The organism is Bradyrhizobium sp. UBA2491 (genome assembly GCF_002341725.1).
In the GTDB taxonomy this organism is placed as follows: Bacteria; Pseudomonadota; Alphaproteobacteria; order Rhizobiales; family Xanthobacteraceae; genus Bradyrhizobium.
Genome location: NZ_DDOP01000027.1, coordinates 28,726 through 46,401, shown reverse-complemented (window position 1 = coordinate 46,401; position 17,676 = coordinate 28,726). Strand labels below are relative to the sequence as shown.

The window sequence follows — 17,676 nt, the reverse complement described above, 5'->3', positions numbered from 1 at the left end:
ACGCGCGCGATTCATCGGGCGGCTATGCCAAGGCCGGCACCTCGTTCGAGTTCACCCGGCTGTTGTTCGGCGAAGTCTCGATCGGCTACGCGATGCGCGACTACGCCGACACAAGGCTCAACCGGCTCGAAGNNTGGCGGTGTCGGCCGCGTCAGCTACGAGCTCAACCCGGCCGTGAAGCCGTTCGTCGAGGTGCAGGGCGACAGCCGGGTCCACGATCTCTATCTCGACCGCGCCGGCTACGCCCGCGATTCATCGGGCGGATACGCCAAGGTCGGCACCTCGTTCGAGTTCACGCGGATGCTGTTCGGCGAGATCTCGATCGGTTACGCGATGCGCGATTACGCCGACACCCGGCTCAACCGGCTCGAGGGCCTGCTCACCACTGCTTCGCTGACCTGGACCGCGACGCCGCTGACCACGGCCAAATTCTATTCCGACACCCAGATCGGCGAGACCACGCTGCCCGGAACCTCGGGCGTGCTGTCGCGCACCTACACCATCGAGGTCGACCACGATTTTCGCCGCTGGCTGACCGCGATCGGCAAGTTCACTTACGGCACGCTGGAATATCAGGGCGACAACCGCAACGACACGATCTATTCGGTGTCGGCCGACCTGATCTACAAGATGACCCGCAGCCTCTGGATCAAGGGCACCGTGCGCCGCGACTGGCTCGACTCGAACCAGCCGTTGCAGAGTTCGGCATCGACGGTGGTGATGCTGGGCGTGCGGGTGCAGAACTAGAGCATGATCCGGAAAAGTGAAACGGGTAGGGAGGAATGAGGACGATGCGCAAATCTATTTTCGCTGCGGCAGCATTGGTCATGGCTACCGGAGCGGCCTATGCCGATTCGATCGACGGCGCGTGGATCACCGCGCGCGGTGACACCGCCGTCATCTCCGGCGGCACGATCACGCTGAAGACCGGGAAGTTTGCCGGCAAGACCATCGGTTCGATGAAACCCGCCGGTGATGGGACATATTCCGGCACGATCACGGACCCGCAGGACGACAAGACCTATTCGGGGACGGCCAAGCTCGCCGGCTCCACGCTGGAGCTGACCGGCTGCGCAATGAGCGTGTTCTGCCGGTCGCAGACGTGGAAGAAGAAGTAGGGCGAAGCCGCCCCGTTGCCGTCACGGCGAGAGCGACCGCGGATTGCGCTTGGTCCGCTTCACCCCAAAAGGGGGCCGCGAAAACTGGAACGCCCGCTTTCGCGGGCGATCACGGTTCTGGTGTGAGGATAGCTTGCCGAGAGCCGGGGCGATTACCCCGGCAGGTCGGTCTTCCCCATCAGGAACATATCGATCGAGCGCGCGCACTGGCGGCCTTCGCGGATCGCCCAGACCACCAGCGACTGGCCGCGGCGCATGTCGCCGGCCGAGAAGATCTTCGCGCGTGAGGTCTGGTAATCCTGCAAGGAGGCGCGGACGTTGCCGCGCTGGTCGAGCTCGACGCCCAGCGTCTTGAGCAGGCCCTCGTGCACCGGATGCACGAAGCCCATCGCCAGTAGCACCAGCTCGGCGTCGAGCGTGAACTCGGTGCCGGGCAGCGGCTTGAACTTGTCGTCGACCTTGACGCAATGCAGCTTGGTGACCTTGCCGTCCTGGCCTTCGAACTTGGTCGTCAGCACCGCGAACTCGCGCGCCGCGCCTTCGGCCTGGCTCGACGAGGTCCGCATCTTCAGCGGCCAGTTCGGCCAGGTCACGCCCTTGTTCTCATGCTCGGGCGGCGCCGGCATGATCTCGAGCTGGGTGACCGACTTCGCGCCCTGCCGGAACGAGGTGCCGATGCAGTCCGAGCCGGTGTCGCCGCCACCGATCACGACGACATGCTTGCCGCCCGCGAGGATGTCGGCGACGCCGTTCAGCGGCTCGCCGGAGACGCGGCGGTTCTGCTGCGGCAGGAAGTCCATCGCGAAGTGGATGCCGGCGAGGTCGCGGCCTGGGATCGGCAGGTCGCGCGGGGCTTCGGCGCCGCCGGTCAGCGCCACCGCGTCATACTGCCTGGCCAGCTCCTGCGGATCGATCGCACCTGGCGTCGAGCCGCCGACTGCCTTGCCGTAGTGGAAGGTGACGCCCTCGGCTTCCATCTGCGCCACGCGGCGGTCGATGACGCCCTTCTCCATCTTGAAGTCGGGAATGCCGTAGCGCAGCAGGCCGCCGGCCTTGGCGAACTTCTCGTAGACATGCACCTCGTGGCCGGCGCGCGCGAGCTGCTGGGCCGCCGCCATGCCGGCGGGGCCGGAGCCGATCACGGCGACCTTCTTGCCGGTCTTCTCGGCAGCGATCTCCGGCTTCAGCCAGCCATTGTCCCAGGCGCGGTCGACGATCGCGCATTCGATCGTCTTGATGGTGACCGGGTTGTCGTCGATGTTGAGCGTGCAGGACGCCTCGCACGGCGCCGGGCAGATCCGGCCGGTGAATTCGGGGAAATTGTTGGTCGAGTGCAGGTTGCGCGCGGCTTCTTCCCAGTTGCCCTGATAGACGAGGTCGTTGAAATCGGGGATCTGGTTGTTGACCGGGCAGCCCGGCGTGCCCGGCGCGGTCGAGCCGGTGCCGTGGCAATACGGGATGCCGCAATTCATGCAGCGCGCGGCCTGGTCGCGCGTGTCCTTCTCGCTCAGCGGAACGACGAATTCCTTGAAGTTCTTCAGCCGCTCGGCGACCGGCTCGTACTTGCGGTCGTGCCGCTCGATCTCGAGGAAACCTGTGATCTTGCCCATTAAACCCGATGCCCCTGCATCATGTGTTCGTCCAAATTTGTTCAGTCGGGTCCCGTCATTGCGAGGAGCGGAGCGACGAGGCAATCCATCCGTCCGCGGATGGACTGCCTCGCTGCGCCCGCAATGACGAGCTCGCGTCGTTACGCGCCGATCGCGATTTTCGGCTCGGCGTCGGCGTTAGCCTTCATTTCCTTCAGCGCGCGGCGGTACTCCACCGGCATCACCTTGCCGAACTTGGGCAGCCAGGTCTTCCAGTTGGCGAGGATCTCGGCCGCCTTCTTCGAGCCGGTCAGCTTGGCGTGACGCGTGATCAGGACGTGCAGCCGCTCGACGTCGGAGTCGAGCAGGTTCTGGAACACGTCGACCCGGCCATGCGCCTCGAGATCGCCGGAGTGGTGATAGGTGCCTTCGTTGATCATCTCTTCCGACAGCACCGGCTCCAGTTCGACCATCGCGAGATTGCAGAGCTTGCTGAAGTCGCCGGCCTCGTCCAGCACATAGGCGATGCCGCCGGACATGCCGGCCGCGAAGTTGCGCCCGGTCTTGCCGAGCACGACCACGATGCCGCCGGTCATGTATTCGCAGCAGTGATCGCCGGCGCCTTCGACGACCGCGACCGCGCCGGAATTGCGCACGGCGAAGCGCTCGCCGGCGATGCCGCGGAAGTAGCACTCGCCCGCGATCGCGCCGTACATCACGGTGTTGCCGACGATGATCGACTCTTCCGGCACGATGCCGGAGATCTTCGGCGGCTTGACGATGATGCAGCCGCCCGAGAGGCCCTTGCCGACATAGTCGTTGCCTTCACCCTCGAGCTCGAAGGTGACGCCCTTGGCGAGCCAGGCGCCGAACGCCTGTCCGGCGGTGCCCTTCAGGTTGACGTGGATGGTGTCGAGCGGCAGGCCGGCATGGCCGTAGATCTTGGCCACCGCGCCCGACAGCATTGCGCCGGCGGAACGGTCGGTGTTGTTGATCTCCTCGTCGATCTTGACCGGCGCACCGCGATCGAGCGCGGCCTGCGCCTGCTCGATCAGCCGGCGGTCGAGCACGGCCTCCAGATGGTGGTCCTGCCTCTCCGAATGATAGATCGTCTGGCCCTTCTCCTCCTGCTGCCGCACGAAAAGCTTGGAGAAGTCGAGGCCCTTGGCCTTCCAGTGCGAGACCAGCGCGGTCTGGTCCAGCATCTGGACCTGGCCGACCATCTCGTCGAACGTCTTGTAGCCGAGCTGCGCCATGATCTCGCGGACTTCCTCGGCGACGAAGAAGAAGTAGTTGATGACGTGCTCGGGCTGGCCGGTGAAGCGCTTGCGCAGCACCGGGTCCTGGGTGGCGACGCCGACCGGGCAGGTGTTGAGGTGGCACTTGCGCATCATGATGCAGCCCGCCGCGATCAGCGGCGCGGTGGCGAAGCCGAACTCGTCGGCGCCGAGCAGCGCGCCGATCACGACGTCACGGCCGGTGCGGAAACCGCCGTCGACCTGCACCGCGATGCGGCTGCGCAGCCGCTGGCGCACCAGCGTCTGGTGGGTTTCGGCGAGGCCGATCTCCCACGGCGAACCGGCATGTTTGATCGAGGTCAGGGGCGAAGCACCGGTGCCGCCCTCGAAGCCCGCGATGGTGACATGGTCGGCGCGCGCCTTGGCGACACCGGAAGCTACCGTGCCGACGCCGACCTCGGAGACCAGCTTGACCGAGACCTGGCCGTCCGGATTGACGTTCTTGAGGTCGTAGATCAGCTGGGCGAGGTCTTCGATCGAGTAGATGTCATGATGCGGCGGCGGCGAGATCAGGCCGACGCCCGGCGTCGAATGCCGGACGCGCGCGATCGTCGCGTCGACCTTGTGGCCAGGCAACTGGCCGCCTTCGCCGGGCTTGGCGCCCTGCGCCATCTTGATCTGCATCATGTCGGAGTTGACGAGATATTCCGTCGTCACGCCGAAGCGGCCCGAGGCGACCTGCTTGATCGCCGAGCGCATGCTGTCGCCATTGGGCAGCGGCTTGAAGCGGTCGGATTCCTCGCCGCCTTCGCCGGTGTTCGACTTGCCGCCGATCCGGTTCATGGCGATCGCCAGCGTGGTGTGCGCCTCGCGCGAGATCGAGCCGAACGACATCGCGCCGGTCGAGAAGCGCTTGACGATGTCCTTGGCCGATTCGACGTCCTCGAGCTTCACCGGCTTGCGCTTGTCGTCCTCGGCGCTCTTGATCCGGAACAGGCCGCGCAGCGTCAACAGCCGCTCGGACTGCTCGTTGAGGATCTTGGCGAACGCCCGGTAGCGCTCCAGCGAGTTGCCGCGCGCGGCATGCTGTAGCATCGAGACCGATTCCGCGGTCCACGCATGGTCCTCGCCGCGGGTGCGATAGGCATATTCGCCGCCGACATCGAGCGCGCTCTTGTAGATCTGGCCGTCGCCGAACGCGTCGGTGTGACGCCGCACGGTCTCCTCGGCGATCTCGCCAAGGCCGACGCCCTCGATCCTGGTGTGGGTGCCGGCGAAATACTTGGCGACGAAGTCCGCCTTGAGGCCGACCGCGTCGAAGATCTGCGCGCCGCAATAGGACTGGTAGGTCGAGATGCCCATCTTGGACATCACCTTGAGCAGGCCCTTGCCGATCGACTTGATGTAGCGCTTGACGATCTCGTAGTCCTCGAGCGCGCCGGGCAGCCGGTCCTTCATCGCGAGGATGGTTTCGAACGCGAGATAGGGGTTGATCGCCTCGGCGCCGTAGCCGGCGAGGCAGGCGAAGTGATGCACCTCGCGCGGCTCGCCGGACTCGACGACCAGGCCGACCGAGGTCCGCAGGCCGGTGCGGATCAGGTGATGATGCACGGCGGCGCAGGCGAGCAGCGACGGGATCGGAATCCGGTCGGTGCCGGTCATCCGGTCCGACAGGATGATGATGTTGATGCCCTCGCGCACCGCGCCCTCGGCGCGCGCGCAGAGTTCGTCGAGCACCTGCTCCATGCCCGCCGCGCCGAAGCCGGCGTGGAAGGTGGTGTCCAGCGTGCGCGACTTGAAATGGGTCTCGGCGACATCGGAGATCGAGCGGATCTTCTCCAGGTCCGCGTCGGTCAGGATCGGTTGCCGCACTTCGAGCCGCTTGGTCGAGGCGACGCCCTGAAGGTCGAACAGGTTCGGCCGCGGCCCGATGATCGAGACCAGGCTCATGACGATTTCCTCGCGGATCGGATCGATCGGCGGGTTGGTCACCTGGGCGAAGTTCTGCTTGAAGTAGGTGAACAGCTGCTTCGGCTTGTCCGACAACGCCGAGATCGGCGTGTCGTTGCCCATCGAGCCGGCGGCTTCCTCGCCGGTGGACGCCATCGGCGTCATCAGGATGGTGATGTCTTCCTGGCTGTAGCCGAACGCCTGCTGCCGATCGAGCAGCGGCAGGTTGGAGCGCACGCCCTTGGCCGGCGCATCCGGCAGCTCCTCGAGCTGGATCTGGGTCCGATGCAGCCAGTCGCTGTAGGGATGGCTCTTGGCGAGGTCGGCCTTGATCTCGTCGTCCGGAATCAGGCGGCCCTGCTCGAGGTCGACGAGCAGCATCTTGCCGGGTTGCAGCCGCCACTTGGTGACGATCTGCTCCTCCGGAATCTTCAGCACGCCCATTTCGGACGCCATCACGATGCGGTCGTCCTTGGTGACGAGGTAGCGCGCCGGGCGCAGGCCGTTGCGGTCGAGCGTAGCGCCGATCTTGCGGCCGTCGGTGAAGGCGATCGCGGCCGGGCCGTCCCACGGCTCCATCAGCGCGGCGTGATATTCGTAGAACGCGCGGCGCTGCTCATCCATCAGCGGATTGCCGGCCCACGCTTCCGGAATCATCATCATGACCGCGTGCGGCAGCGAGTAGCCGCCCTGCACCAGGAATTCGAGCGCGTTGTCGAAGCAGGCGGTGTCGCTCTGGCCTTCATAGGAGATCGGCCACAGCCGGCTGATGTCCTTGCCGTAGAGCTCCGAATGCACCGAGGCCTGCCGCGCGGCCATCCAGTTGACGTTGCCGCGCAGCGTGTTGATCTCGCCGTTATGGGCGATCATCCGGTAGGGATGCGCCAGCGACCAGGTCGGGAAGGTGTTGGTCGAGAAGCGCTGATGCACCAGCGCCAGCGCGCTGTCGAAGTCGGCTTCGTGCAGGTCGGGATAGTACTTGCCGAGCTGGTCGGCCAGGAACATGCCCTTGTAGATCACGGTCCGGCAGGACAGTGAGCACACATAATAGCCGGACATGCCGCGGTCGCGGCGCTGATAGATCGCCTGCGAGATCGACTTGCGCAGGATGTAGAGCCGGCGCTCGAAATCGTCCTCGGTCTTGACCGCATTGTTGCGGCCGATGAAGACCTGCATGTGGTAGGGCTCGGTCGGCTTCACGGTGACGCCGAGCGAGGAATTGTCTGATGGCACGTCGCGCCAGCCGAGCAGCTTGAAGCCCTCGTCCTTGATTTGCTCGGCGATGATGCTCTTGATCACGTTCCGCCACGCGGCATCGCGCGGCATGAACAGCGAGCCGATGGCGTACTCGCCGGGCTGCGGCAGCTTGAAGCCGAGCTCGCCTGTCTTGCGGGTGAAGAAGGCGTGCGGGATCTGCACCAGGATGCCGGCGCCGTCGCCGGCGCGCGGGTCGGCGCCGACCGCGCCGCGATGCTCGAGGTTGCACAGGATGCTCAGCGCGTCGGAGACGATCTGATGCGACTTCTGGCCCTTGATGTTGGCGATGAAGCCGACGCCGCAGGAGTCCTTCTCCAGGCTCGGATCAAACAGGCCTTCGGCTTCAGGACGCCATGTATGCAGCTCACGCGCGGGCTCGGCGGCTTTCGAGTCCGCGGTCGCCGACAGCGCACCTGCCACGATGATTTCGCGCTCGAATTCCGACCCGCTCATGTGTCCTCTCCCTTTCGTAAGGGGCCTCACCGCTTTGGCGCACCTTGGACGTTGCGGCACCCACCGGGCCACCGCTCGTCCGCCGCGAGCCGCATTTTCCTAAATTCAGACGACGGGCGTTTCAACGTCCCCTGCGGGACGGCCCTGCCTGCAGCATTTTCGAAGCCCGGGGCGCCGAGGTCCTCCTCACGAAGGTTCTCGTTGCAATCCCCATGCCGGGATGGCCTCGAAATTGAGACAGCCTTGCTGTCCTAACCTCGACCTTGCCAAATTTTTGTCTATCACACAAGCGCGAGGAAGTCCTCGCCCGCATGCTCAGATCGACCGGCTCGGTGGCTGCGCCGCGCCCCTGATTCGAAGCAAACACGCCGTGATCTGGCCCAAGGAGCGACCAAGGACCGCCGGATTTCAAACTGAAATTTTGCTCCCGGGCAAGCCAGCAAGAGAGCGGGAACGCTCCTCACGGCGGGCCAGACAGGAGTCACGGCGATGAAGTTGTTCACAGGTTCGGTTGCAGCCGCCGCCCTCGCGCTCAGCGCAGCCTCGGCAGAGGCGCAGCTCGTGACGTCCGCCCGGCTCGGTGGCCCATCGTTCATCAGGGTCTCGGACATGGACGGTCCCTACGCTGCGATGCCCGAGGTTCCACCGCCGCCGCGCTTTGGCCGGGTCCCGAGCCTGCTGCCGCCGGTCGAGGTCTACACCGTGCTCCGCGAGAACGGCTATCTGCCGCTCGGCGCGCCCCGCCAGCGCGGCTTCGTCTACACGATCTCGGTGATCGATCAGGGCGGCGATGACGGGCGCCTGGTGATCGATGCCCGCGACGGGCACATCATCCGCTTCACGCCGGCCTATCGGATGGGCGACAATTACGACGACGAGTTGAGCGCGACCTACGGCCCGGTTGGCCCGATGCCCCCGCCGATCCAGGCCCGGGTGCCGCGGCCGCCGGCCCCGATCCCGCATGTCGCGAACCGCGTGCCGGTCCCGAAGCGGAGCCCGCTGGCGGCCAGGTCTGCACAGGCTCCGGCGCAGGCTGCTGCGCCAGCCGTGCAGGCAGTCGTGCCGCAGCCCGCGCCGACCCAGGTGGCCGCACCCCAGCCTGCCCAGCAGGCCGCCGTCGCGCCGAAGCCAGAGACCCAGGCGGTGGCGCCGCAGCCTGTTCAGCAGGCCGAGGTTCCGACCGTGGGGCAGGCGGCTCCACCGCCGGCGGCGCCGCCGCCGGCAATCCTGCCGACCCAGGCGATGCCGAAGGTGCAGGGGTTGGAGTAGCCATTACCGGAAAGAAAAACGCCCCGGTTTCCCGGGGCGTTTTCGCGATCAGCCAATATCTGCTGACGCGGGGGGCATTGCTTAGGCAGCGACCTTCGCCGAGCCGTCGACGACCTGCGGGGCCTTCTCACCGCCGCCGATCGGAATGCTGCGGGGCTTCTTGGCCTCGGGAATCTCGCGGACGAGATCGACATGGAGCAGGCCGTTCTCGAGCGAGGCGTTCTTCACCTGCACGAAGTCGGCAAGCTGGAAGACACGCTCGAAGGCGCGCGAGGCGATGCCGCGGTAGAGCACTTCCGAGCCGTTGCCGGAGTTCTCGTTGGCGGACTTCTCGCCCTTGATCGTCAGCGTGTTCTCTTTCGCGACGATCGAAAGCTCGGCTTGCGAGAAGCCGGAGACCGCGACGCTGATCCGGTAAGCATTCTCGCCGGTGCGCTCGATGTTGTAGGGGGGGTAGCCGGGGCTGCCGTCCGAGGTCACCTGGTCGAGCAGGTTGAAGAGGCGGTCGAAGCCGACGGTGGAACGATAAAACGGAGTGAGGTCGTAGCTACGCATAGGGTAGTCCTCCAATGAGCGACTGTTTCAGTTACCCGCCCGCCAATCGGGCCGGGCTTAGATGTGTGCAGCCTGATGTTCCGGTTCCGAAACACTGGTAGCGGCCTGCACTGTGGTGATATGGGAGGGGTCACGTCGCGTTCAAGAGGCGGAAGCCGCGTCGCTTTTTTCGACGCCGGCGTTCTTGATCCTCACCCTGTCCCAGCACTCCGGTCCCCTTCATGACGCTCGTCTCGATTCCCGCCAACCCGGTTCCGGACGACGTTGTCAGTGGCACCATCAAGACCCCGGACGGAGCCGAGCTGCGCTTCGCGCGCTGGGCGCCGCCGCCTGGCCGCAAGGGCACGGTCTGCGTGTTCGGCGGTCGCGGTGAGATGATCGAGAAGTACTTCGAGACGGTGCGCGACCTGCGCGACCGCGGCTTCGCGGTGGCGACGATCGACTGGCGCGGGCAGGGCCATTCGTCGCGGCGGCTGCGCGATCCGCGCAAGGGCTATGTACGCAACTTCGCCGACTACGAGGTCGACGTCGAGACCTTCGTCCAGCAGGTGGTGCTGCCGGATTGTCCGCCGCCCTATTTCGCGCTGGCGCATTCGATGGGCGGCGCGGTGATGCTGCGCCTCGCGCATGCCGGCAAGCGCTGGTTCGATCGCATGGTGCTGTCGGCGCCGATGATCGACCTGCCGCGCCGCCGTGTGTCGTTCTTCCCGACCGCGCTGCTGCGGATCATGCGCCTGACCGGTCAGGGCAGCAATTACGTGCCCGGCGGCGGCAGCGAACTGGTCGGCCTCGCGCCCTTCATCGGCAATCCCGTGACCAGCGATCCGGTGCGCCACGCCCGCAACGCCGCGATCCTGGAAGAAGACCCGACGCTCGGCATCGCCGCGCCGACGATCGCCTGGGCCGACACCGCATTCACCGCGATGCGCACCTTTCGCGGCATGTCGTACCCGTCCGAGATCCGCCAGCCGATCCTGATGCTGGCGGCGAGCAATGACGAGGTGGTGTCGACCGCGGCGATCGAGGAGTTCGCCTATCATCTGCGCGCCGGCTCGCATCTCGTGATCGCCGGCTCCAAGCACGAGATCCTCCAGGAGCAGGATCGCTACCGCGCGCAGTTCTGGGCGGCGTTCGATGCCTTCGTGCCGGGCACGCCGCTGTTCAAGTGAGGCATAGCGTTTTCAAGCGAAGTCGATGCCGGTTCGCGTGAAGAAAACGCGTCAAAAAAGAATCCAGTCTTAACCGTTGAGCAGCGCGACGATGCGGTCGGGGAAGCGCTTCTCGACGAACAGGGTCCTGACCTCGGCGACGCTGAGATAGCGGTCCTTGCCTTCGCCCTTGCCCATGATGTCGAGCAGCACCGGCCACTCGCCGAGCATCAACAGCGGATAGTAGCAGTGCAGGATGGCATAGGACGGTGGTTGCTCGTCCTTGGCGCGCTGGAAGTTCGCCGCCATGAAGGTCTTGATCTCGGCGGCCGACAGTCCGCGTTCGACGCTGCCGTCGGGTGACGTGTAATCCCGGCCGAAGGTCGCGAGCCGCGCGATCTCGTCTTCGTGCACCACCGCGTGTTGATCGAGGATGCGTGAGCCGGCGCCGTGCTTGTCGAGCGGACCGTTGCGCAGCTCATCGAGGATCGCGCCCTGCAACAGGCTGCGGACCTGGCTGAACGGACCGATGCCGTTCGCCATCTGCGCGACCATGAAGATTTTCGCGCCGGCGCTGAGCGCTGGAAGGCCGGTCTTGCCGGTGGCACGGTCGATGGTTTCGGTCAGCTTCGGCAGTGGCACGATATGGCCACCGACATAGCCGCCGGCGACCAGCGCGCGCAGGAACGGGCAGGGATTGTCAGGGGAGACCTGCGCGGCAGGCGCCTCGTGAGCAGGCGTATCGGACATCAAACCACATCCTGAAAAACATCAGCTTAAAAGGCATCCAATAACAGTGGATGAATTCGCTCAGGAGTCGACGGCGAATTTCGACGCAGATGCAACCAGGGCGAGTTTGCCGAAGGGGACGCCGGCTTTCAAGAGGCCATCGCGGTAAAGCGCGATATCGGCCGGGTTCTTCCAGTGGAAATTGCGCAAGTGACGCTCGACCGTCAGCCCCGGATGGTTGTCGAGCAGCGACTGCACGGCCTGCGCGGCCTCGTCGGCGCGTCCCAACTGGGCGAGCGCCGCGGCGCGCACCGCAAGGCCCTGAAGGTGGTTCGGGTTGAGGTAGAGCGTCTCGCGCGACCACGACAGCGATGCGTCGTATTGTCCGAGCAAATAATGGCTGAATGCGTTCAGGGCGCCCCATTGATAGCGGGGATCGCTGTTGTCGCGCTGCACCGCCATCGAGAACAGCTCGACCGCCCTGCGGTGGTCGCCGATCACCATGTGGCAGATCCCGAGCACACCGCGCGCGCCCATGTCGTACGGGTTGAGTTCGATCGCGCGCTTGATCGCGTCCATCGCGGCTTCGTAGTGTCCTTGCATCGCGTGCAGATAGGCCAGCAGCGAAAAAGCAAAGGACGAGCGCGGGTCGAGCCGCACGCTGCTTTCGGCGAGGCCGACCGAGGACACCCACAATTCGCGCGTGCTCGGGATCCAGCCGAACTGAGAGCCCTGAATCTGGATGGTGGCAAGATAGGCGCGTGCGATCGACAGCGCGGGATCGAGTTCGATCGCCTCCTTGAACAGCGCGATCGCGATTTCGAAATCACCCTTGGTCTGGTGATAATAGTGCGACAGGCCCTTCAGGAAGCGGTCCCACGCGGTCAGCTCGGAGTTGGGCGAGCGCGCCGGCGCCGAAGCCTCGGCGCGATAGATCTCCTGGGCGACGGCGGCGGAGAGATTGGAGGTGATCTCGTCCTGCATCGCGAACAGGTCGCCCATGTCGCGGTCATAGCGGCCGGTCCACAACTGCTCGCCGCGCTCCGGCGCGATCAATTCGGCGGTGACGCGAATCTTGTTGCCGGCGCGGCGCACCGAGCCCTGGATCAAATAGGTCGCGTCGATCTCGCGCGCGATAAGGCGGGTCGAGACGTTCTTGCCCTTGTAGGCGAAGGTCGAGTTGCGGCTCAGCACGCGATAAAAGGATTGCAGCGACAGCGCGTGGATCAAATCCTCGGTCAGGCCGTCCGAGAAATACTCGTCGGCGCCGCCGCTCAGATTGTCGAACGGCAGCACGCCGACGATGGCGGTACGGTATTGCCCCGGCAGATGCGGTCCATCCTCCGGCGCCAGCTCCTGGGCATCAGCTCCGGCCGGTGCCCAGGTCCAGACGCTGACCGGTTCGGTGATGTTCTTGAAGCGGTGTGGCCCGGCATCGGTCAGCGTGACGGCGAGCCGGCGTCCCGCTTCGGTGCGGGCCTTGTCCGACACCGCGATACCGCCTGGCGCGGCGACCGTCTCGAGGCGGACCGCGATGTTGACGTCGTCGCCGAAGACCTCGTCTTCGTCAGCCATGACGTCGCCCATGTGGACGCCCATCCGGAAGTGCATGGCGCGGTCGGCCGGCAGATGTTCGTTGCGCTCGGCCATCAGGGTCTGCATGGCGACCGCAGCCTCGATCGCGCCGATGATGCTCGGAAATTCCAGCAGAAAGCCGTCGCCGGTGTTTTTGACGATTCGGCCGCCATGGTTGAGGATGAACGGGTAGATCGCGCTGCGATGCGCCTTGAACGAGGCATGCGTCCCCGCCTCGTCGACACCCATCATGCGGGAATAGCCGGCGATATCAGCGCAGAGAATTGCAGCGAGCCGTCTTTCCATGTCCCCTTGTCCTGGAATGGCCACTCAGCCGATGTGACCGAATCCGATACTTACAAGACAGGCTGGGTCCGGCGGAAGCCCGGTTTGCAGGCACCTATAATGCATAGTAGCAGGAATTGGCATGCGACCAACGGATCGTATAGTCCATTTCTCTACTGAATTCGTGTGTCGCTGGGATGGCGCAGCCTAGCTGAGCATCCTTTCCGGGCGGTTACTTACATAGGTTAATCTCGCTGCCATGCTGGGAATTCACGAACTCTGGCTCTTCGTCCTGTCCGGCCTGCTGCTCAACATCACGCCGGGCCCGGATACCGCCTATATCCTCGGGCGCACCATCCAGCTCGGGTGGCGCGGCGGCGCGGCGGCGGCGATCGGCATCAGCTGCGGTTGCCTGGTCCACGTGCTGGGTGCGGCGATCGGGCTCTCGGCGCTGCTGATGGCGTCGTCGACCGCCTTCCTGGTGGTCAAGCTGATCGGCGCGGCCTATCTGGTGCTGACCGGCCTCCAGATGCTGCTGTCGCGCGCCAAGCCGATCGTCGAGCTTGCCGGGCCGGGCGTCGAAACCTCGATCTCGCGGGTGTTCTGGCAGGGGGCGCTGACCAATGTCCTCAATCCCAAGGTGGCGCTGTTCTTCCTGGCCTTCCTGCCGCAATTCGTGGCGGCGGACTCTCCACACAAGACGCTCGCCTTCCTGACGCTCGGGCTGATCTTCATCACCGGCGGCACGCTGTGGTGCCTTGGGCTGGCGGCCTTCGCGGCAAGGGCCGCCGGTCGCATCCGGCAATCGGCGGGCGTGGTCGCCTGGATCAACCGCTCGCTCGGCGCGCTGTTCATCTATCTCGGCATTCGCGTCGCCATGCTGGAGGCGCGTTAGCTGAAGCCAGAGCGTTTTCGAGCGAAATGGCTTGCCGGTTCGCGTGAAGAAGACGCGTCAAACAAGAGCCTAGCCGTGGATCTTGAGCAGCGCGCTGCCGGCGAGGTAGATGCCGAGCAGGATCATCGAGATCAGGAACCAGCGGCGGAACACATCCGGCTGCATCCGTGTGCGGACGGCCTGGCCGATGAACATGCCGGTGAATGACGCCACCATCGCCACCGCGCCGGGCAGTGCGGTGGCTGCCGTCAGCAGTCCCGATGCTGTCAGGTTGAAGGCGAGGGCCAGGGTCGCGGTGGTGAAGAAGACGCCGAGCGCCTGAACGAGTTCGTCCTTGTCCATGCCGATCGCCTGCATGAACGGCATCGACGGAATGACCTGCACGCCGGTCGCGGCGGAGATCATCCCGGTGATCACGCCGACGATGCCGCCGATCCATTTCTCGTGGCGCCGCGCGACCTTGAAGTTGAACCGGCTGAGGCCGACGATCGCGTAGATCACCAGCAGGACGCCGAGCACCACGGTGCCGTAGGCGGCGTAAGGCCCGGTCAGCAGCCCGGCATTGAGCCAGATCCCGGCCACCGTGCCGAGCATCAGCGGCCACAGCCGCTTGATGATGTCGCGCAGATAGGGGCCGACGAAGGTCTGCCAGATGTTGGTGACGATCGCCGGCACGATCACGATCGCGATCGCCTGCCCCGGCGCCATCGTGGTCGCCAACAGCCCCATCGCGACCGTCGGCAGACCGAGGCCGAGCGTACCCTTGACGAAGCCGGCGAGCAGGAAGGCGAAAGCGATGAAGATCAGGAGATGGTCGACCATGGCGGGACATTGACCGATCGACGCGATCGGCACAATCTGGAGGTTACGGAGTTAGCCTTCGCGCAGCCCGAAGGCCGGGGCGGAAAAAATCATGCGGTTCGACCTGATCGACTTGCAATTGTTCATCGCGGTTGCCGATGCGCGCAGTATCACGCAGGGCGCGGCGCGCGCAAATCTTGCGCTGGCCTCGGCCAGCGAGCGCATCAAGGGTCTCGAAGAAGCGCTCGGCGTCGCATTGCTCAAGCGCGGCCGTCGCGGCGTCGAGTTGACGGCGGCCGGCGAAAGCCTGCTCGGCCACGCCCGCATCGTGATCCACAATGTCGAAGCCTTGCAGAGCGATCTCGCCGCCTATGCCAGCGGGGTCCGCGCCAATGTGCTGCTGCTCGCCAACACCTCGGGCCTGTCGGAGCACCTGCCGCGGGCGCTCGCGGCGTTCCTGCACGAGCATCCCGATATCAGCGTCGATGTCGAGGAGCGCGAGAGCACCGACATCGCGACCGCGATCGCGAGCGGCGCGGCCGATCTCGGCTTCGCCGCGGAGCACGCGTTGCCCGACAGCGTCGAGCGCTTCCTGTTCAGCGAGGACCGCCTGATGCTGGTCGCGCCGCGGCGCAGCGATCTCGGCAACCGCCGCCAGATCGACTTCCAGGAGGTGGTCGGCCGCGATTTCGTCGGCCTCACCGCGACCTCGGCGCTGCAAGTCCATATTTCCCGCCACGCGGCAAAGCTCGGTGCGCGGCTGCGCTTCCGCGCCCGCCTGCGCGGCTTCGACGCGATCTGCCAGATGGTCGCCGCCGATGTCGGCATTGCCGTGATCCCGGAAACCGCGGCCCGGCGCTGCGCGGCGGCGATGCCGATCACGACGATACGGATCCGCGACGCCTGGGCCAATCGCCGGCTGACGATCTGCGCCCGCAGTTTCAAGGCGCTGCCGCGCGCCGCCAAGCAGCTCGTGGAATATTTGCGCGCCGAGGCGCAACGCTGACGGAAGGAAGAGCGTCATGCTCAGCGTGTGGGGACGACGCAGCTCGTTCAACGTGCAGAAGGTGATGTGGCTGATCGGCGAGCTCGATCTGCCGCATCAGCACATCGATGCCGGCGGTGCGTTCGGCGGGCTCGATGCGCCGGCGTTCCTGGCGATGAACCCGCATGGCCGCGTGCCCGTCATAAGGGATGACGACGCGACGGTCTGGGAATCCCACGCCATCCTGCGCTACCTCGCAGCACGCCATGGCAACGGTCGCTTCTGGTCCGACGATCCCGTCGTCCGGGCGCGGGTCGATGGCTGGATGGACTGGTCGCAGACCGCATTGCAGCCGGATTTTCTCGGCGGCGTGTTCTGGGGATTCTTCCGCACCCCCGAGGCGCAACGCAATTGGCCGGCGATCAAGACGGCGCTCGCCCGCTGTGAGCAGCATTTTGCCAAGCTCGAACGGCTGCTCGAAGCCAAACCTTTCCTGCTCGGCGAGACGCTGTCGCTCGCCGACATCACCGCCGGGACCTCGCTCTATCGCTATTTCGAGCTCGAGATCGAGCGGCCGTCGCTGCCGGCGGTCGAGCGCTGGTATCGGACGCTGCAACAGCGCCCGCCGTTTCGCAAGCACGTCATGATCCCCTTCGAGGAGCTGCGTGGACGGCTTGATTACTAATTCTACTTCGTCGTCACCACGCCGGCGTCCTGGATCACCTTCGCCCACTTCTTGATGTCGGCGGCGATGAAGTCGCGGAAATGCTCCGGCGTGTCGCCGAGCAGCGTCAGGCCTTGCTCGGCGAGTTTTGCCTTGATCGCCGGATCGGCCATCGCCTCGGTGGCGATCCTGTTCAGCTTTGCGACGATTGCCGGCGGCGTTCGGGCGGGCGCGACCATGCCGTACCAGTTCTCGATGATCAGGTCGGGCATCCCGACCTCCGCCGTGGTCGGTACGTCGGGTGCGGTCGGCGCGCGTTCGCGGCCACCGAGTGCGATCGGCCGCAATGCGCCGGCCTTGATCTGCGGCAGGATCACCGGCAGGTCGAGGAAGGTCATCTGCACCTGCTGGCCCAAGAGATCGTTCACCGCCGGCGCCGCGCCGCGATAGGGTACGTGCACGATGTCGATCTTCGCCGTCAACTTGAACAATTCGCAGGCCAGATGCGGCAGGCTGCCGGGGCCGGAGGAGGCGAAGTTGAGCTTGCCCGGCTGCGCCTTGGCCAGCGCGACCAGTTCGCTCATGTTCCTTGCGGGCACGTCGGTGGCGACGACCAGCATCTCCGGCACGGTGGCGACCAGCGTCACCGGCACGAGATCCCTCAACGTGTCGTAGCCGACCTTCTCCATGCTCGGGCTGATCGCCAGCGCGCCGGCGCTCGCGATCGCGACCGTGTAGCCGTCGGGCGCAGCCTTCGCGACCGCATCGGTGCCGAGCACGCCGCCCTGGCCGGCGCGGTTGTCGACGATGATCGGCTGCTTGGTCAGTTCGGACATCTTCTGTCCGATCACCCGCGCGATGATGTCGTTCGGCCCGCCCGGCGGGAACGGCACGATCAGCCGGATCGGCTTGGCCGGGAACTCCTGGGCGGATGTCGCAACGGGTGCGAGAAGCACGAGAAGGGTTGCCAACAGCCTGCCGCGCTTCGTCATGTCGCTCATCCCTGACGTTTCTGGTTGCGGTCAGGATGGGCGCAGATCGATCGCCCGGCAACTCAAGACATCAGGCCGCGGAGAGAGCGGGCCAGGGCATCACGCGTTGAGCAGCTTCATCGCGGCTTCGTGCACGCGCGGGTCGCCGGCTGCGACGATGCGGCCGCCGGCTT

At 65.7% G+C, this 17,676-nt stretch carries 13 protein-coding genes and 1 pseudogene; 7 read left to right on the top strand and 7 right to left on the bottom strand.

Going from position 1 to position 17,676, the window contains the following annotated elements; all coding sequences use genetic code 11:
* Window positions 1-126: 126 nt before the first annotated feature.
* Both B2W55_RS08120 and B2W55_RS08115 read left to right on the top strand, forming a co-directional pair.
* Window positions 127-747: pseudogene (locus B2W55_RS08120) on the top strand (outer membrane beta-barrel protein); the annotation flags it as partial.
* Window positions 748-827: 80 nt separating this feature from the next.
* Complete coding sequence (locus tag B2W55_RS08115) at window positions 828-1,118, top strand: DUF2147 domain-containing protein (protein ID WP_244442336.1); 291 nt, start codon at window positions 828-830, stop codon at window positions 1,116-1,118.
* Window positions 1,119-1,270: 152 nt separating this feature from the next.
* On the opposite strand, the gene B2W55_RS08110 is transcribed toward B2W55_RS08115, so the two are convergent.
* Together B2W55_RS08110 and gltB are read right to left on the bottom strand one after the other, a co-directional pair.
* Window positions 1,271-2,728 carry a glutamate synthase subunit beta gene (locus tag B2W55_RS08110; protein WP_024584807.1) on the bottom strand — a complete coding sequence of 486 codons (1,458 nt, stop codon included), beginning with the start codon at window positions 2,726-2,728 and terminating at the stop codon, window positions 1,271-1,273.
* Window positions 2,729-2,868: 140 nt separating this feature from the next.
* Entirely contained in the window at window positions 2,869-7,605 is a 4,737-nt protein-coding gene (gene gltB, locus B2W55_RS08105) for a glutamate synthase large subunit (protein WP_024584808.1), read from the bottom strand.
* Window positions 7,606-8,094: 489 nt separating this feature from the next.
* Between gltB and B2W55_RS08100 the strand changes: the two genes are divergently transcribed.
* Complete coding sequence (locus B2W55_RS08100) at window positions 8,095-8,874, top strand: hypothetical protein (RefSeq protein WP_024584809.1); 780 nt, start codon at window positions 8,095-8,097, stop codon at window positions 8,872-8,874.
* Window positions 8,875-8,955: 81 nt separating this feature from the next.
* Here the strand turns inward: B2W55_RS08100 and B2W55_RS08095 are convergent, their stop codons facing one another.
* Window positions 8,956-9,429: an Hsp20 family protein gene (locus B2W55_RS08095; protein WP_024584810.1), complete on the bottom strand. Its 474-nt coding sequence runs from the start codon at window positions 9,427-9,429 to the stop codon at window positions 8,956-8,958.
* 221 nt (window positions 9,430-9,650) lie between these two features.
* On the opposite strand from B2W55_RS08095, the gene B2W55_RS08090 reads away from it, so the two are divergent.
* Window positions 9,651-10,598, top strand: coding sequence for an alpha/beta fold hydrolase (locus B2W55_RS08090; protein WP_024584811.1), 948 nt, complete (start codon window positions 9,651-9,653; stop codon window positions 10,596-10,598).
* Between the two features lie 69 nt (window positions 10,599-10,667).
* Here the strand turns inward: B2W55_RS08090 and B2W55_RS08085 are convergent, their stop codons facing one another.
* Window positions 10,668-11,327: a hypothetical protein gene (locus tag B2W55_RS08085; protein WP_024584812.1), complete on the bottom strand. Its 660-nt coding sequence runs from the start codon at window positions 11,325-11,327 to the stop codon at window positions 10,668-10,670.
* 60 nt (window positions 11,328-11,387) lie between these two features.
* A complete protein-coding gene (locus tag B2W55_RS08080; protein WP_024584813.1) occupies window positions 11,388-13,187 on the bottom strand; it encodes an adenylate/guanylate cyclase domain-containing protein in 1,800 nt (599 codons plus the stop codon).
* Window positions 13,188-13,425: 238 nt separating this feature from the next.
* On the opposite strand from B2W55_RS08080, the gene B2W55_RS08075 reads away from it, so the two are divergent.
* Entirely contained in the window at window positions 13,426-14,061 is a 636-nt protein-coding gene (locus B2W55_RS08075) for a LysE family translocator (RefSeq protein ID WP_024584814.1), read from the top strand.
* Window positions 14,062-14,130: 69 nt separating this feature from the next.
* On the opposite strand, the gene B2W55_RS08070 is transcribed toward B2W55_RS08075, so the two are convergent.
* Window positions 14,131-14,883: a sulfite exporter TauE/SafE family protein gene (locus tag B2W55_RS08070; protein WP_024584815.1), complete on the bottom strand. Its 753-nt coding sequence runs from the start codon at window positions 14,881-14,883 to the stop codon at window positions 14,131-14,133.
* 91 nt (window positions 14,884-14,974) lie between these two features.
* On the opposite strand from B2W55_RS08070, the gene B2W55_RS08065 reads away from it, so the two are divergent.
* Window positions 14,975-15,868, top strand: a complete 894-nt coding sequence (locus B2W55_RS08065; RefSeq protein WP_024584816.1) for a LysR family transcriptional regulator — start codon at window positions 14,975-14,977, stop codon at window positions 15,866-15,868.
* A gap of 16 nt (window positions 15,869-15,884) precedes the next feature.
* Entirely contained in the window at window positions 15,885-16,532 is a 648-nt protein-coding gene (locus B2W55_RS08060) for a glutathione S-transferase family protein (RefSeq protein ID WP_024584817.1), read from the top strand.
* A 2-nt stretch (window positions 16,533-16,534) separates the two neighbouring features.
* Here B2W55_RS08060 and B2W55_RS08055 read toward each other — a convergent pair whose 3' ends face one another.
* Window positions 16,535-17,503 carry a Bug family tripartite tricarboxylate transporter substrate binding protein gene (locus B2W55_RS08055; protein ID WP_024584818.1) on the bottom strand — a complete coding sequence of 323 codons (969 nt, stop codon included), beginning with the start codon at window positions 17,501-17,503 and terminating at the stop codon, window positions 16,535-16,537.
* Window positions 17,504-17,676: the final 173 nt, after the last annotated feature.